This is a genomic window from Alloscardovia omnicolens DSM 21503, from assembly GCF_000420505.1.
GTDB lineage: Bacteria > Actinomycetota > Actinomycetes > Actinomycetales > Bifidobacteriaceae > Alloscardovia > Alloscardovia omnicolens.
In genome coordinates, this window is sequence record NZ_ATVB01000002.1 from 56,063 (window position 1) to 72,978 (window position 16,916).

General features: G+C 46.5%; 13 protein-coding genes, 1 tRNA gene and 1 riboswitch. Of the genes, 13 read left to right on the top strand and 1 reads right to left on the bottom strand.

Annotated elements, in window-relative coordinates; all coding sequences use genetic code 11:
• Positions 1–380: 380 nt before the first annotated feature.
• The 13 genes from G464_RS08435 (at position 381) to G464_RS08440 (ending at position 15,379) form a co-directional block, all read left to right on the top strand.
• On the top strand, positions 381–2,204 hold the full coding sequence (locus G464_RS08435) for an NAD+ synthase (RefSeq protein WP_420834439.1): 1,824 nt from the start codon (positions 381–383) through the stop codon (positions 2,202–2,204).
• 170 nt (positions 2,205–2,374) lie between these two features.
• The gene (gene pflB / locus G464_RS0101300) at positions 2,375–4,732 is read left to right on the top strand and encodes a formate C-acetyltransferase (protein ID WP_022856442.1); all 2,358 of its coding nucleotides are present in this window, start codon (positions 2,375–2,377) and stop codon (positions 4,730–4,732) included.
• A gap of 110 nt (positions 4,733–4,842) precedes the next feature.
• Positions 4,843–5,715, top strand: a complete 873-nt coding sequence (gene pflA / locus G464_RS0101305; protein WP_021618438.1) for a pyruvate formate-lyase-activating protein — start codon at positions 4,843–4,845, stop codon at positions 5,713–5,715.
• Positions 5,716–5,763: 48 nt separating this feature from the next.
• A complete protein-coding gene (locus tag G464_RS0101310; protein WP_026472517.1) occupies positions 5,764–7,062 on the top strand; it encodes an HRDC domain-containing protein in 1,299 nt (432 codons plus the stop codon).
• 64 nt (positions 7,063–7,126) lie between these two features.
• Positions 7,127–8,491 carry a trigger factor gene (tig, locus tag G464_RS0101315; protein ID WP_021618436.1) on the top strand — a complete coding sequence of 455 codons (1,365 nt, stop codon included), beginning with the start codon at positions 7,127–7,129 and terminating at the stop codon, positions 8,489–8,491.
• 62 nt (positions 8,492–8,553) lie between these two features.
• Positions 8,554–8,640, top strand: a riboswitch (TPP riboswitch).
• Entirely contained in the window at positions 8,629–9,303 is a 675-nt protein-coding gene (locus G464_RS0101320; protein WP_021618435.1) for a TenA family protein, read from the top strand. (Overlaps the previous riboswitch by 12 nt.)
• 94 nt (positions 9,304–9,397) lie before the next feature.
• The gene (locus G464_RS0101325; RefSeq protein WP_021618434.1) at positions 9,398–10,654 is read left to right on the top strand and encodes a chloride channel protein; all 1,257 of its coding nucleotides are present in this window, start codon (positions 9,398–9,400) and stop codon (positions 10,652–10,654) included.
• A 71-nt stretch (positions 10,655–10,725) separates the two neighbouring features.
• Positions 10,726–11,328 (top strand): ATP-dependent Clp protease proteolytic subunit, encoded by a 603-nt coding sequence (locus G464_RS0101330; protein ID WP_021618433.1) that lies wholly within the window; start codon positions 10,726–10,728, stop codon positions 11,326–11,328.
• 12 nt (positions 11,329–11,340) lie between these two features.
• Positions 11,341–11,988, top strand: coding sequence for an ATP-dependent Clp protease proteolytic subunit (locus tag G464_RS0101335; RefSeq protein WP_021618432.1), 648 nt, complete (start codon positions 11,341–11,343; stop codon positions 11,986–11,988).
• A 100-nt stretch (positions 11,989–12,088) separates the two neighbouring features.
• Complete coding sequence (gene clpX, locus G464_RS0101340) at positions 12,089–13,372, top strand: ATP-dependent Clp protease ATP-binding subunit ClpX (RefSeq protein WP_022856443.1); 1,284 nt, start codon at positions 12,089–12,091, stop codon at positions 13,370–13,372.
• A gap of 10 nt (positions 13,373–13,382) precedes the next feature.
• Positions 13,383–14,030, top strand: coding sequence for a nitroreductase (locus G464_RS0101345; protein WP_021618430.1), 648 nt, complete (start codon positions 13,383–13,385; stop codon positions 14,028–14,030).
• A gap of 148 nt (positions 14,031–14,178) precedes the next feature.
• Positions 14,179–14,251, top strand: a tRNA-Asn gene (locus G464_RS0101350).
• A gap of 720 nt (positions 14,252–14,971) precedes the next feature.
• Positions 14,972–15,379: a M23 family metallopeptidase gene (locus G464_RS08440; protein WP_039777348.1), complete on the top strand. Its 408-nt coding sequence runs from the start codon at positions 14,972–14,974 to the stop codon at positions 15,377–15,379.
• On the opposite strand, the gene G464_RS0101360 is transcribed toward G464_RS08440, so the two are convergent.
• The gene (locus G464_RS0101360) at positions 15,354–16,751 is read right to left on the bottom strand and encodes a substrate-binding domain-containing protein (protein WP_160300838.1); all 1,398 of its coding nucleotides are present in this window, start codon (positions 16,749–16,751) and stop codon (positions 15,354–15,356) included. The genes G464_RS08440 and G464_RS0101360 overlap by 26 nt on opposite strands.
• Positions 16,752–16,916: the final 165 nt, after the last annotated feature.

The following is a 16,916-nucleotide window of genomic DNA, read 5'->3' on the forward strand; positions in this document are numbered from 1 at the left end:
CAGTAGCAATATTTCGAGTAAGAGAAGCGACGCGCATAATGGTGACGGACACAGCGCTAATACTCAAGCGCGCAATAGTAGTGATGTGAAGAGCGTAGATAAACAGTCTCGTCAGAGTCAGTCAGCGCGAACCGAGCACAAGGACAAAGAAACTACAGTGAACGAAAAAACCGTATCGGAGACCAATCAGAGTAATAACAAGAGTACAAACAATCAAGCTGAAACAAACAAGTAGCTCTCTTACAGCTCTTAGCGGACTTTTAGAGCTCTCTTAGTGGTATCTTAAATCGTAAACCGACGCAATAAAATCAAACCTACACAACCACCCAACTCAGACAGGAAGAAGAACAATGACACAAACAGCACAATTACCTATTGCTATGGCACAAATCAATACAAGCGTAGGCGATATACAGTCAAACTGCGAGAAAATTATGCACGGTGCTCAGCGTGCATATGAACAGGGAGCGCGTGTTGTTGTATTCCCAGAAATGACGATTACTGGTTACCCTATTGAAGATCTCGCTTTACGTGCCACATTCCGCCGAGCATCAGACAATGCAGTAAACGCGCTCGCTAAGCGTTTAGAGGAAAGCGGTTATGGCGACCTATACGTGGTTATAGGAACGGTGGGAAGCGTTCACAAGGAAGAGCGAGGTGCTTACAAGCTGGTGGACACAAGCGCGTCTCCGACAGGCGAGCCTAGGACAAGTGAGCCTACGACAATCGCGCGCCCAACAGGCACATCTTCAACCAATGTACGCCCAACTAACGCGCAGAGCGGTGCCACAGAGACAGCAGACACAGACAAACACCCAACGAGCACATCTCCAACAGAGCCAGGCGCATCTCCAATAGGCGAACACCCAACTAACAGCCTGCTCGTTCTTCACAAGGGGCGCATTGCCTACTCCTACGATAAACAGTTCCTGCCAAATTACGGAGTTTTCGACGAATTCCGTATTTTCACACCAGGACACAATAATCTCGTCATCGATATCGATGGATACCGCGCGGGCTTCGCAATCTGTGAGGATATTTGGCAAGACAACGGTCCCGCATCGCAATTAAAGGATGCTCGCCTTGATGTGCTCATCACCATTAATGGCTCACCATTCGAAGAAAATAAAGATCACACACGCTATGACTTGTGTGTTCAGCGCGCTCGCGAGGTGCATGCACCGGTTATGTACGTCAATCAAGTGGGTGGGCAAGATGACTTGGTTTTTGATGGTGGAAGTTTTGTTGTCAACGAGTCTGGGGAAGTTTTAGCGCGTCTGCAGCAATTCGATGAGGATTTTGCTGTGTGGACTCTGCGCGCTGATGGTTCAAGCAGTTGCGATAGCATGGCAGAACAGATGGACTCTGACGAGAAAATGTATCGTGCTTGTGTGTTGGGTTTGCGTGACTATATGCGCAAAACAGGTTTTAGTGGGGTAGTGCTCGGTTTGTCGGGCGGTATTGACTCCGCCTTAGTGGCTGCTATGGCGGCAGATGCTTGCGGTGGCGAAAACGTATGGGGTATTTCTATGCCAAGTATGTATTCGTCGGATGGTTCCAAAGATGATGCTGCGGTGTTAGCCGAAAATATTGGTGCGCACTATGAAACTCAGCCGATTGAGCCATTGTTCGATGCTTATCAACAGCAACTTCATTTGGACGGTGTTGCCCAAGAGAACCTGCAAGCTAGGCTGCGTGGTGTTATTGTGATGGCGTATTCGAATGCGCATGGGTTGCTGGCACTGGCCACGGGAAATAAGTCGGAGTGCGCGTGTGGATATTCGACTATTTATGGTGACGCAGTGGGGGGATATGCGCCGATTAAGGATGTGTTGAAGACGCGCGTATGGCAGCTGTCGCGTTGGCGTAATGCATGGGCGCTGCAGCATGGTGAAGTGCCACCAATTCCAGAAAATTCTATTATTAAGCCTCCAAGTGCGGAGCTACGTCCAGGTCAGAAAGATTCAGATTCGCTACCAGAATATGAGCTTCTTGATGCCGTGCTCGAAGCCTATATCGAGAAAGCTCATGGTCGTGCAGACTTACTTGCCGATGGTTTTGATGAAAAAACTGTTGATACAGTCATGCGTTTGGTAGACCGTGCAGAATGGAAACGACGTCAATATCCTCTCGGCCCAAAAGTTACGGCTTTAGCTTTCGGCCGCGACCGTCGTCTGCCTGTTACCAGCGCTTTCCGCGAATAAAATACATATATTCGCTGTTAGTACCGTTACTATATTTTCTTTCGCGTGACTATGCAAATGTGAGCAAGGTCACGCGAAAATGGTATTTTTTTCTGATTACGCAGTCTAAAATGGATGGTGTTCGGCGTTGAACATATACATCGCCGTAGATGCAACCACAAGGAGACATAATGGCAGCTGTAGAAGCTAATGCTATTTCCGTTGAAGAACTCCAAGCACAGGCTTGGGAAGGCTTTGTAGACGGTAATTGGAAGTCCGACATTGATGTACGCGACTTCATTCAGAAGAACTATACCCCATATGAAGGTGACGAATCCTTCCTTGCAGATGCAACAGATAAGACCAAGCATTTGTGGAAGAAGCTCGATGACGAGTACCTCGCTGTAGAACGTAAGCAGCGTGTTTATGACGTAGACACACATACTCCAGCAGATATCGACGCATTCCCAGCTGGATATATCGATGACCAAGATGACGTTGTTGTCGGTTTGCAAACTGATGTGCCATGTAAGCGTGCCATGATGCCTAACGGCGGTTGGCGCATGGTTGAGCAGGCTATTAAGGAAGCTGGCAAGGAGCCAGATCCGGAAGTGAAGAAGATCTTCACTAAGTACCGCAAGACACACAACGATGGCGTATTCGGCGTATACACACCTCGTATTAAGCGCGCACGTCACGCAAAGATTCTCACCGGTTTGCCAGATGCATACGGTCGCGGTCGCATTATCGGCGACTATCGTCGTGTAGCTCTGTACGGTGTAAATACTTTGATTGAATTCAAGAAGCGCGATAAGGATTCCGTTCCTTACCGTAACGACTTCACCGAGACTGAAATTGAACATTGGATTCGTTTCCGTGAAGAGCATGATGAGCAGATTAAGGCATTAAAGAAGCTCATCATTCTCGGCAATGAATATGGTTTGGACTTGGGTCGTCCAGCTATGAACGCTAAGGAAGCAGTACAGTGGACCTACATGGGCTACTTGGCATCTATTAAGAGCCAGGATGGCGCAGCAATGTCTATCGGTCGTTTGTCCGGCTTCTTCGATGCATACTTCGAGCGTGACTTCAAACGCGGTATCCTCACCGAAACCGAAGCTCAGGAAATTATCGATAACATCGTTATGAAGCTTCGTATCGTACGCTTCTTGCGTACCAAGGATTACGACAACATCTTCTCCGGCGATCCATACTGGGCAACATGGTCCGATGCAGGTTTCGGCGATGATGGTCGTACTTTGGTAACCAAGACCTCCTTCCGTCTGCTCAACACGTTGACTTTGGAGCACCTCGGACCTGGTCCAGAACCAAACATCACCATTTTCTGGGATCCAAAGCTTCCAGAAGGCTACAAGCGTTTCTGCGCTCGTATCTCCATCGACACCTCCGCAATCCAGTACGAATCCGATAAGGATATTCGTTCCCACTGGGGCGACGATGCAGCAATCGCATGCTGCGTATCCCCAATGCGTGTAGGTAAGCAGATGCAGTTCTTCGCAGCTCGCGTAAACACTGCAAAGGCATTCCTCTACGCTTTGAACGATGGTCGCGATGAGATGACCGGTATGCGCGTTATCGACTCCGGTGTTATCGAGCCAGTCAAGTTTAACGACGATGGTTCCCTCAATTTCGAGTCCGTTCGTGCAAACTACGAAAAGGCTCTCGAATGGTTGTCTGAGACCTACGTTGAAGCTTTGAACATCATTCACTACATGCACGATAAGTATGCATACGAATCCATCGAAATGGCTCTGCATGACAAGGAAGTGTACCGTACCCTTGGTTGCGGTATGTCCGGTTTGTCTATTGCAGCAGACTCCTTGGCAGCCGTAAAGTACGCAAAGGTCTTCCCAATCTACAATAAGGACGCTCAGGGCACCGAAGAATATGTAGAAGGCGCACCAGACGATCTTATCGTTAACTTCCGTACTGAAGGTGAATTCCCAGTATACGGTAACGATGATGATCGTGCAGATGACTTGGCAAAGTGGGTTGTATCCACTGTTATGGGTCAGGTTCGTCGCCTGCCTGTATACCGTGGTGCAGTTCCAACCCAGTCCATTCTGACCATCACCTCTAATGTGGAATATGGTAAGAACACTGGTTCCTTCCCATCTGGTCATAAGAAGGGCACCCCATTCTCCCCAGGTGCAAACCCAGAGAATGGTATGGATTCTCATGGTATGTTGCCTTCCATGTTCTCTGTTGGAAAGATTGACTACGATGATGCTCTCGACGGTATCTCTCTAACCAATACCATCACTCCTGATGGTTTGGGTCGTGATGAGGACGAGCGTATCGGCAACCTTGTGGGCATTCTCGACGCAGGTAATGGTCATGGTTTGTATCATGCAAACATCAATGTTCTGCGTAAGGAACAGCTTGAAGATGCAGTAGAGAATCCAGATAAGTACCCACATTTGACTGTGCGTGTATCTGGTTATGCTGTGAACTTCGTGAAGCTCACTAAGGAACAGCAGCTCGATGTTATTTCTCGTACCTTCCACGCAGGCGCCGTGTCTGACTAAAAAATAAGAAAATATGCAAGGGCGGGGTGTTTCTACCTCGCCCTTTTATATAATCAACACGGTAACTTTGAGTGATAGCTTTGAGCACGATATAGTCAAAGGAGACTAGCATGGCAGCCTTTCGTAGCACAACAGCACATATGCTTCGTGAATCGAAGGAGTATGCTCGCCAAACACTGATGGGCGGTCTTTCTGGTTTTGAATCTCCAGTAGGTTTAGATCGCCGCGATCGTCTGCAAGCATTAAAAAGCGGTGATATTGGTTTTGTACATTCTTGGGATATCAATACTTCTGTTGATGGACCAGGCACACGCATGACCGTTTTTATGAGCGGATGTCCTTTACGTTGCCAGTACTGTCAGAATCCTGATACGTGGAAAATGCGTGACGGTCAGCCAGTGTATTTAGACGATATGATTAAAAAAGTTGACCGCTACAAGGATCTTTTCAAAGCTACAGGAGGAGGCATAACCTTCTCTGGTGGAGAATCTATGATGCAGCCAGCTTTCGTTTCGCGTGTTTTCCGCGCAGCGAGAGAAATGGGTGTGCACACCTGTTTAGATACGTCAGGCTTTTTAGGCCGTAACTATTCAGACGAACAGATTGACGACATTGATTTATGTTTGCTCGATGTGAAATCAGGAAACGAAGAAACCTATAAAAAGGTAACAGGTGGAACTCTCGCGCCAACTATTGAGTTCGGTAAACGTTTAGCAGATCATGGTAAGAAAATCTGGGTACGTTTCGTGCTCGTTCCTGGCTTAACCGATGATTACGAAAACGTGGAACAGGTTGCTCGTATATGTGAAGAATTTGGCGATGCTGTTGAACATATTGATGTGTTAGGATTCCATCAGCTTGGTCGCCCAAAATGGCATGAAATGCGTATTCCTTATCCACTAGAAGATGCAAAAGGTCCTTCAGCAGCTTTGCGCACACGTGTTAAAGAGCAGTTTGAAAATCATGGTTTCAAAGTGTATTAATCACATGTCTGCACGTTTTACTCGTACAGTGCTAAACTCATGCCTATTATGAGCTTAAGTAGCACAGATATTCAATTACTTGCCGAACCAGCTGGGGGAGTTCCTGAGGTTATTAACACCCGGCAGCAATTTGATACTTTTGTGCACGCCTATACCACAGCGTCTGGTCCTTTAGCTGCAGACGCGGAACGTGCCTCGAGTTTCCGTTATTTTAAAGGCAATTATCTTATTCAATTTAAGCGTTCTGGTGCGCCCATTGCGTTGCTCGATCCTATAGCTTTGGATGAACAGCGTGTGGATTGGAATGCTTTTAATCGAGCAGTACAAGGTGCTGCGTGGATTATTCACGACTGCGAGCAAGATATTCCTGCTTTTGTAGCCAATGGTTTGCAGATAGACGCTGTTTTCGATACGGAACATGCAGCACGATTATTAGGACGAAAACGTTTCGGTTTGTCAGCAATTACAGAACATTATTTAGGTCTAACTTTAGCGAAAGAACATTCGGCTGCAGATTGGTCTTACCGACCACTGAACCGTGATTTACGCAATTATGCTGCTTTAGATGTAGAAGTGCTTATTGAGCTAGATAATGCTTTGACTGCGGAGCTAAAAAAGACCGGTAAGTGGCAGTGGGCTTTAGAAGACTTTGAACATTTGCGTCAGCATGGTTTAGAGGAGAAAGCTGTGCATCCGCAACCGTGGCGTCGCGTTTCGCATATAACCGACCTGCGAGGTGACGTTCGCTCGCTGGCAGTTGTACGCGAACTATGGATGACTCGCGAACACTATGCACAACAGCTCGATATCGCTCCTAATCTCTTGCTCAGCGATGAGGCTATTATTGTTGCTGCTCAACGGAAACCGCGCAATTCTAAACAGTTCAAAGCAATTCGTTTGCTCAATGAACGTGTGCGTATTCGCACGGGCGATGAACGCGAAAAAATGTTCGAGCGTTATGCATCAGTGCAGCGCCAAATAAAACCACAAGTATGGAAAGAAGCTATTGGGCGTGCACTTGAAACGAAATATGCTGAGATTCGTGAACTAACCCAGCCTGTTGAAAAACCAGGAAATTCAGCGCCTCGGTCTATGAAATATTGGCGTGAACATCACCCGGAACGCTATGCGAGATTGCATCGCGTGAAGGAACTGATCGGTCAGGTTAGTCAAGATACGCATACGCCTGTAGAAGTGCTACTGAAACCACAATATGTGCGTAATTTATGCTGGCGCGACGATATTGCGTATACGCCGAACGATATTGCAGAGTTTTTAACCTTACAAGGAGCACGAAATTGGCAGGTAGAACTGCTAGCTCCGTCCCTGAGTAAGGTTATTATATAAAGGTTGCCTAGTCTCACTGCGTCAGAGATAGGCTAGATTTGACGATTATGAATGGGAGTGCCACGTGAAGATTAGCGTGAGGAACCTCGAGCCAACTAAGGTAAGGCTCACCATCACTGTAGACCAGGAAGAACTTGAGCCACACTTGAACACGGCTCGTAAGGCTATCGCAGACCAGATTAACGTACCTGGTTTCCGTAAGGGTCATGTTCCAGGCAAGATTGTAGACCAGCGCGTAGGCTATGCAGCTGTTGTTGGTGAAGCAGTAAACGAAGCTGTTCCAGAGTTCTACAACGATGCAATCGAGCAGAAGAACCTGCGTCCAATGGATCAGCCAGAGCTCGATCTTAAGGATGTGCCACAGGAGAAGAACGACGGCGTTAAGCTTAAGTTCACTGCAGAAGTAGAAGTACGTCCACAGTTCGAATTGCCAGCATTAGACGGCATGACTGTAGAAGTAGAGAAGCAGACTGTATCTGATGACGACATTAACGCTCGTCTTGAAGCTTTGCAGCAGCGCTTCGGTACTCTCGTAGGCGTTGACCGCCCAGCAGATAAGGGTGACTACGCAAACATTAGCCTTGAAGCTGTGATTAACGATGAAACTGTTGACTCCCAGGATGGCGTAAGCTACCAGATTGGCGCAGGCAACATGCTCGACGGCATTGACGAAGCTTTGATTGGCTTGTCTGCTGGAGAAAAGACCACCTTCAAGTCGGCTCTCGCAGCAGGTGAACATGAAGGCGAAGAAGCAGAAGTTAAGGTTACCCTGAACTCTGTAAAGACCATGGAACTTCCAGCATTGGATGATGACTTTGCTCAGGATGCTTCTGAATTCGACACTTTGGACGAATTGAAGGAAGACATTAAGAAGCAGGCAGAGCTGGATCTCGAAGGTCGTCAAGCTAACGCAGCACGCGATGCTTTCCTCGCACAGGTTGCTGAAGGTCTCGAAATCCCAGTACCAAAGGGCTTGCTTGCTAACCACGTAGCAGAACATTTGCGCAACATGGGTGTAACTGAAGACAAGGCTACTGCAGAACAGAAGAAGGATGCTTCTGAATCTGCAGAGAAGGAACTGCGCGACCAGATTCTTCTCGATACCTTGGCAGAAGCCATGGATGTAAAGGTTGGTCAGGCTGATGTTATGAACTTCTTGGCTTCCGTAGCACAGCAGTATGGCATGGATCCAAACCAGTTCATCAACTCCATCGTTCAGGGTGGCCAGTTGCCATCGGCTGTACAGGAAGTAGCACGCTCTAAGGGTATGCTCGCAGCTATGCGCGCAGTAACCTTCAAGGATTCCGAAGGCGCTGAGCTCGACCTGTCCCGCTTCTTGGGTGCAGACGAGAGTGAAGAAGATGCCAGCGTAGCAGCAGCATCTGCAGCAGCTGAAGTTGCAGACGAAGTAGCAAACGCAGCTAACTAAGCTTTTTGCTTAATAACCTAACGAGGGCTCCGCATCGATAAGATGTGGAGCCCTTTTGCTAGGCTACACCTATGGGGTGCTACGGCTGAGATCATACCCATTGAACCTGTTCAGATAATGCTGACGAAGGGATATATATGTCAGAAAATCTCACACCATACGAATACTGTAAACAGTTAGCGCGCAATAACTGGGAGAAAACAGTACATCATCGTTTTGCTCAAGAACTGTGCGCACAAACGCTCGATCATGCGGTTCTGCGCGACTATCTTATCCAGGACTATCAGTTCGCTCAAGACTTCCTGAGCCTGCTTGGCCAGGTTTTAGCGAGCGCGGATACCATGAACGCGAAAGTTCGTTTAGCCCAACAGCTCGGTTTTATCGGCAACGACGAGAACACATACTTTCTCGACCGTTTTAAGCAGTACGGCGTATCCGATGAAGATATTGATAATCCAGTACTAACTCCTGCAAGCCGCGGCTTTAGACAGCTCTATGGCGATGCTGTGCTGTCGCGCTCGTACGCGCAAGGTTTGGCAGTGCTGGTGGTCGCAGAAACGATTTATCGTGATTGGGCCGAAGAGAGCACAAACTATGGTCGCAACTTGCCAGACAGGGAAGAATATCGCGGTTGGGTGGACGTGCATAGGGGAGAATACTTCGATGATTGGTGCGCATTTCTCATAAGCGAATTCAATCGAGTAGCAGATATAACAGATACGAAGATTACTGATACTTTCGTACGTGCTGTTGCTCTTGAACGCGCTTTCTTCGATAATGCGTATGATTCGCAACGAGACTTCCTCGCTTAAGTCCTTGAAAACTCAGCCAGCTCTACACTACGAGGCGTAGTGTAGAGCTTTTTCATTACAATACTCATGTACACAAGTTGGATGTGGGGTGAGTATGGAGCAGACTCGTCAAGAGAACAGTATGCGCGACATAGGTGTTTTACTGATGGTCATTGTGGTGGCTGGTCCTCTTATCGGAGTTGCTGCAGCGAGCTTGTCGTTACTCTTAGAAATGACTCAACACGTCATGCTGGGAGGGGTAGAAAGTGTGGCTCATCCCGAAGGCGTTAGTCTTCCTATACGGAGAGTTGTTAGCATTCTTGTAGCTAGTTTCGTTGCGGCTGTTATTTGGTGGCTTATTCGTCGTCGTCACACAATTCCATCTGTAGGGCAAGCGGTACACGGTAAGAGCATGCCTGTTCTCGCTTCACTAGTGCATATTATTGCCCAGATTTTTATTGTTGGCTCCGGCTTATCTATTGGACGAGAAACTGCTCCACGCGAGCTGGGTGCGCTTATTGGACAGAAATTGTCGGGCTTGCTGCGCGTGAGTACGCAGGATATGGCGTTGATTACTGCATGTTGTGCTGGCGCTGGTTTTGCAGGAGTATATGATGCTCCACTGGCAGGCATGTTCTTTGCTGTAGAGATGCTTCTTGTTGATGTGAGTATACGCACAGTAGGTGTGGCGCTAGGAACATCTGTTATAGCTGCATTTTCGGCAAGTTTGATCAGGGGTAATGCCGCGTTTTACCATATTGATCCGATTGTAGTAAGCCCACGATTAATAGCTATGTGTATGATTATTGGCCCAATTATGGGAGTGTTCGGCTATTTCTTTCGCAGGGGAACATCATGGGCTTCGCAGCACCAAACGCGCTCAATACATATTCTGTGGCAGCTGCCTTTAGTGGGAACAGTAACAGCTGCTATAGCATTTTATCTGCCTCAGATTATGGGCAATGGTCGCGGCTTAGCGCAAACCGCCTATAATGCGAAGAACCATACAGTAATCATACTTTTGCTCGTATTGGCAGTTCTTAAAACAGTTATTACAATCGCAACCGTGAAATCAGGAGCATCAGGTGGTGTGCTTACCCCAGCAATCGCTGCAGGTGGTGCTATCGGAGCAGTTATTGCAATCTGTGCAACACCATTTCTGCCCGGTCTATCTATCAGTGTTGTAGCGCTCATCGCATCAGCAGCTTTCCTTGCCACCAGTCAAAAAGCGCCTCTTATGGCAAGCTGTTTAATGATAGAGCTATCGCACAGTTCCGTTCATGCTCTCGTTGCAGTTGGAACTGCTGTAGCGCTTTCGGTACTGGTCTCGCATACGCTCACAGCTTTTTTCAGTCAGCGAAATTTGCGCTGATTGCGCAACAGGCGAGCGCGGTCAAACAAACGCGGTAATCTCTTAGGTATCAAGAAATGTAAGGAGACACTATGGCACTATCCACGACTGAAATGCCAGTCATGAATGATGGCGAAGCAGCCATGGCGGGAGACCCAATTTTCTCTCGTCTGCTTAAAGATCGTATTATCTGGTTAGGTGAGGAAGTTAAAGATTCCAACGCCAATATTATCTGCGCACAAATGCTCATGCTTGCTGCAGAAGATCCAGATAAAGATATTTGGCTGTATATCAACTCTCCAGGCGGTTCTATTACTGCAGGTATGGCAATCTACGACACCATGCAGCTTATTAAGCCAGATGTGGCGACCGTAGCTGTGGGTATGGCTGCTTCTATGGGGCAGTTCTTGCTGTCTAGCGGAACCCCAGGAAAGCGCTATATTACGAAGCATGCGCGCGTACTTATGCATCAGCCATCTGGCGGTGTAGGCGGTACTGCAAGCGAAGTGCGTATTAATGCCGAACTCATTATGGATATGAAGAAGACCTTAGCTGAGCTGACGGCACAGCAAACAGGTCATACCGTAGAAGAAATTTACCGTGATAATGAGTACGATCACTGGTTTACCGCACAACAGGCGTTGGACTACGGATTTATCGATAAAATCGTAGACACCCCAGAAAGCATGAACTAAGGAAGGAACAGCATGGCATCTCAAGAAGCACAATTTATTTCTCGCGCTCAGCGTCTTGCTGGACCTCAAGCCCGCTATGTTATGCCTCAATTTGAGGAGAAAACAGCGTACGGATTTAAGCGTTCTGATCCATACAGCAAGCTGTTTGAAGACCGTATTATTTTTATGGGTGTGCAGGTAGACGACGCTTCTGCAGATGATATTATGGCTCAGCTTTTGGTTTTGGAAAGCCAAGATCCAAACCGTGACGTCATGATGTACATTAATTCTCCAGGTGGATCCATGACTGCTATGACTGCGGTTTATGACACTATGCAATACATTAAGCCAGATGTGCAAACCGTATGCTTGGGTCAGGCAGCTTCTGCAGCAGCTATTTTGTTAGCAGCGGGAACACGCGGTAAGCGTTTGATGCTTCCTAACGCGCGTGTTTTGATTCATCAGCCAGCAATGGGTCAGGATTTTGGTAAGGCTACTGAAATTGAAATTCAGGCTCGTGAACTTGAACGTATGCGCACATGGTTAGAAGAAACTTTGGCTGCTCATACAGGTCAGAGTATTGAGCGCATTCATAAAGATATTGAAACTGATACTATTTTGACTGCGCCTCAAGCTTTGGAATACGGTATGGTGGACGCTGTTCTCGACAAGCGTCAGTAATAAAAGTATTCTGCGCGCCTGCGCAGCACAATAAAAACGCACCTCTTGTGTTAAACAGCAGTTTGATAAACTAGAGGTGCGTTTATGTATAAGGAGAGCTATGGGCGAAGTCATTAGCTATTACGAGGATGTGCCACGCTGCAGTTTTTGCAATAAAACTGAAGATCAAGTTCATAAGCTCGTTACCGGAAATAATGCTGCTATCTGCGACGAATGCATTGAACTTTGCGTCGAGATTATTTCTGAAGAACGCTTAAATCAAGCAGATCATGATTCGGTAAAACTTATATCTCCGAGCCGTATGACTGCCTTTTTGAATCGCTTTGTAGTGGGGCAAGATAGCGCAAAACGTACTTTATCCGTAGCTGTTTATAACCACTATAAGCGTGTTAATCTGCAGCTAATCGATGAAGCTAATAAACTCGCTCATTCCATAATGGCTGAGGATTCTTCTCTATCTCAGGTGGAAATTTCTAAATCGAATGTGCTTCTTCTCGGACCCTCAGGCACGGGTAAAACGTATTTAGCTCAAAGTTTGGCACGCATGATGAATGTGCCTTTTACAATTGTTGACGCCACCACGCTCACAGAAGCGGGTTATGTTGGCGATGATGTAGAAACAGTTTTGCAATCTCTTCTTAACGCTGCTGACGGCTCTATAGAGCGTGCTGAGCGTGGCATTATTTACATTGATGAGATAGATAAGATTGCCCGAAAAACAGGTGAGAACACGTCCATAACGCGTGATGTGAGCGGTGAAGGAGTGCAACAGGCACTTTTGAAGCTCATTGAGGGGACGACCGCTACCGTGCCACTTAAAGGTACTCGCAAGCACGAAGAACAAGAAATGGTGCGCATAAATACAGAAGGAATTCTATTTATGTGCGGTGGAGCCTTTGTAGGATTAGATGATATTATTCGCAAACGCTTGGGAACACGCGCCTCTGGTTTTGGAGCCGATTGGAGCGTGAGCGAAATGAGCGCTGAAGATGTGCTTGAACACGTAACTCCTGAAGATTTAGCAGAGTTCGGATTACTGCCTGAATTTGTCGGCAGAATGCCGATTATTACCTCCTTACGTGCGTTACATGAAGATGATTTAGTGAAAATCTTAACTGAACCTCATAATGCATTGGTGAAGCAGTACCAGAAACTTTTTGCAGCAGAAGAAGTAGAACTGAGCTTCACTTCAGAGGCTCTCACGCAGATAGCTGCTCTGGCATTAGAGCGCGGCACGGGAGCGCGTGGATTGCGTTCAATTATGGAAAAAATATTAGAAGAAGCGATGTATGTTATTCCTGATCGTAACGATATTCGCCGTGTAATCATTAACGAAGACGTGGTTCTGGGAAAACAGTCCGCTGGATTGGAAATGAAAGACTAAAGGAGGAACAATGGAGTTCGAAACAGTTGTTCATGCTCGTCATTCTGTGCGTGATTTTCGCGATGAACAGGTGCCGCATGAGGTGCTTGAAGATATTGTGCGCATGGCGCAGAGAACGCCAACGTGGGCAAATTCTCAACCTGTGCGTGTGTATATAGTTTCAGGTGATGCTGCTGTGCGTTTACGTGCTGAACATGCACAGCGCGTTGAATCACATGAGGAATCACACAGTGATATAGCGGCGATGCCACGAAGCCAATGGCCACAATGGAACCAAGAAGTGATGGGACAATGGACTGTTGAGTTTAAGAAGCAATTTGCTCCTGGCCAAGTACATTTTAATCATGCTCAAAAAGTGTTGTATAACGCTCCGGCTTTCGCGTATCTTACCGTTCCATCAGGAATCTTCGATTGGGCACTTTTCGATGCTGGTGCCTTTGCAAATACGCTTATGCTCGCTGCCAAGAGTCGGGGAGTGGATTCGATTGCCGCATACTCTACAGTTATTTATCCTGAGGAAGTGCGGGGCATTGTGGGAATTCCAGACGATGAAATACTTGTGATAGGTATTGCACTAGGATATGCCAGCGATGATGCAATAAACACTTTTGTGCCTAGTCGTGTGAGCACTGAAAATATAGTGCGTTTTATTTCCTAAATATGGTTGGATTCTACGTGCAAATAGTGCAGCTGAAAACGGCAGAATTTCAACGCAACACGCCATGTACGTTGATGGATTTGCTAAATGACATGAATGTCGTTAGTATATATGTCTTGTGCACAGCACACAGCTGAATAGCTGACATTCCCCGTTAGCTCAGTTGGCAGAGCGTCTGACTGTTAATCAGAATGTCGCTGGTTCAAGTCCAGCACGGGGAGCTTCCAAGCCGGGATTCGTCTCGGCTTTTTTGCTTTTCGACGCTTTGTGTTGCGTTTGATGTGGAGCGGAGATTAAGCTGTTGCGAGGGCTTTGAGCGGGTTTTTCGAGATTGTATGTGCGTGACTAGCAGCTTGTTCCACACAATTAGACTTCAAACCGCGTTACACCCAACGATTTCTTACTCGCACGCATTCTGCTTAACCGATTCATACACCTGTTATGCCAGTTTTATGCGCAAAATGGCTTCACACGTGGCATATCGGTTGCGCGTATCGACTTCACGCATAAAGTAAAAGCACCTTCATACCGCAGCGATGCCTTGACGCATACCAGCCAGAGGAATCAACTAGAACCTACTGAGCAACATCCGTCCCCAAACCCCGCTAAGCCACAAGAATCCCTATAGTTTGAAACACGTGTAAACGATACGACATCGCAGAGCCATAGCTGTAAGTCAGTCGCAATAGAACCTTTCTTGGCGTGTTATCCACATTGGTTCACATATTCATAGCAATACCAATAAAACAGACTTTTTCTGTCACAGTAGACATATGAGGAATATTTATTTACTGTACATTAGACGCATGCTAAGCACGCTACTATGCCTTGCAATATGCACCACTTTCAGTATTAGTGCTCATGCAGATGCATACACACGAGAACAAGCGGTCTCACAGAATACACGTAGCGTACATACGCAGACTCAGTGTGTGAAGCTGATGGATTGGCCTGTTCGCCATCCTGAAGTGCTTCAAGATTTCGACGCTCCAGACAAACCCTGGCTAGCTGGACATAGAGGAGTTGATTTAGCAAGTCATGAAGGAGATGAACTCATAGCTCCTGCTGCCGGGTATATATCATTCGCTGGTAAAGTTGCAGGAAAAGATGTGGTGGTTATTACTCATCCACAAGGTTTTCGCAGCACTTTCGAACCTGCGCAAGCAGTAGCACGTCAAGGTCAAGCGCTCAAGAGAGGCGAAGTCTTTGCCCTGCGATCGTCTGGAGAAAGTAATCACTGTGAAGACACCTGCATACATTGGGGCGTAAAAATATCAAAACAGCGCTATCTCAATCCTCAACGAATGATTGAGGCAAGCCCGATTATAATCCTGCATCCGCGGGAGTGATATAGCTTGTATCTATCAAAGTTTTCTTGAGATTATCTGCAGATACAGCAAATAATGCGGTCGTTAGGGTAGTAGATCTCACATTTGGTATGCTGCGTTCTAGCCGTGCGCCAGTTCTTCCCTGAGCAATCTGAGCGCATAAAAGAGCTACCGATTCGCTTATATCAGCGCGATCTTCCATACTCGATGTCCAGAGTTTTCCGGTAATAATATGAGGAACGTCATTAATGTATACGCCGAAACTCGTAATAATTGGCCATGTTAAAGACGTCTTTTTCGTTGCGGAAGACTTATCTCTGCCTGTAGTATCAGTTTCCTCATCTTCAGGAGACGTTGGCATAGGAACACGTTGCTTATTGACATCAGCATCACCAGCTAAAGTTTTTACAATACTTTCCAAGGTAATATCTGGGTTAATCGTTGCACTCGATCCCGTATATCCCATATTTTTGAGAGCACGAATAACATGGTGAGCAGCGTAGTCATTAAACGCAATAATGCCGTCAATATGGGCATTGGTATTCTGAGAAGACGAAAGACGTGCCTGAAGAGCGTCGGAAATACTAGATTCCGAATCGTCAGACACAGCAACGTTCCTCCAATCTTGAGCGGTTGTATGAGCATCCAAAAGACCAGAAGGGCTATAAGCAACACCTGTTACAAAGTATGGCTTAAGAATTTTCCAACTTGCTGCAAACGCGTGTTCGTTGAACTCCTTTCCTACATTCATAGGCAGAAGCATTTCAATAGCTTGAGGATTCTGTGCTGTTGCCTTATTCAGTTGCAACTTCTTGACTAAATTTTCTGTTTGAATGCGCGCAATAGATTGAGCAGTGGAAAAAGATACATAATAGTTTTCCGTAAAATTAGGTATTTTTTGACCCATAAGCACAACAGTAATTCCTGCTTTCTGTGCTTTGCGTAGCTGCTCGACTAATGTATCGGGTATATCTGTATTATCATCGTCCGAATTATCAGCAATAGTTGCAGTACTTGTTACTAAATCTCCATAGCGATGACGGATAGCTGCTGATCGAGGAGAATCTTCATCTAATGCTGGGGAAAAAAGCAGAATATGACTGTTTTTTTCGGTAGAAGTAGAAACATTACTGACTATTTTTTTAAGTTTTTTGACTTGCTCAGACAGATTAGAAGACATTGAACGAGAAATATTATTTTTAGAAAAACCTTGAGATTGCATCTGCTCAACGATGCTATGCGTGACGTTATCCCATGTGTTTAATGGAGCATTTGGATCGATATCATTACTGCTTTCGGGCGTGAGAATATCGACATGTGACTGAGTAAGAGAAGTAGGATGCGTTACTGAAGGCGTTGTTTTCTTCTGGCAAGCACTGCATAATACAATCATGACAATAACTATGAGTGCACTGAAAACCATCCATACACGCCGTCTGTAGACTTTCCACGCCATCATATATGTTTCTCCTTAGAGCGAGTCATCTGCCATACAGTTTAGCGCAACATGTCTAATGACCTTTGACAAGCTTACGAGAGCTGAACATTACGGAATGAT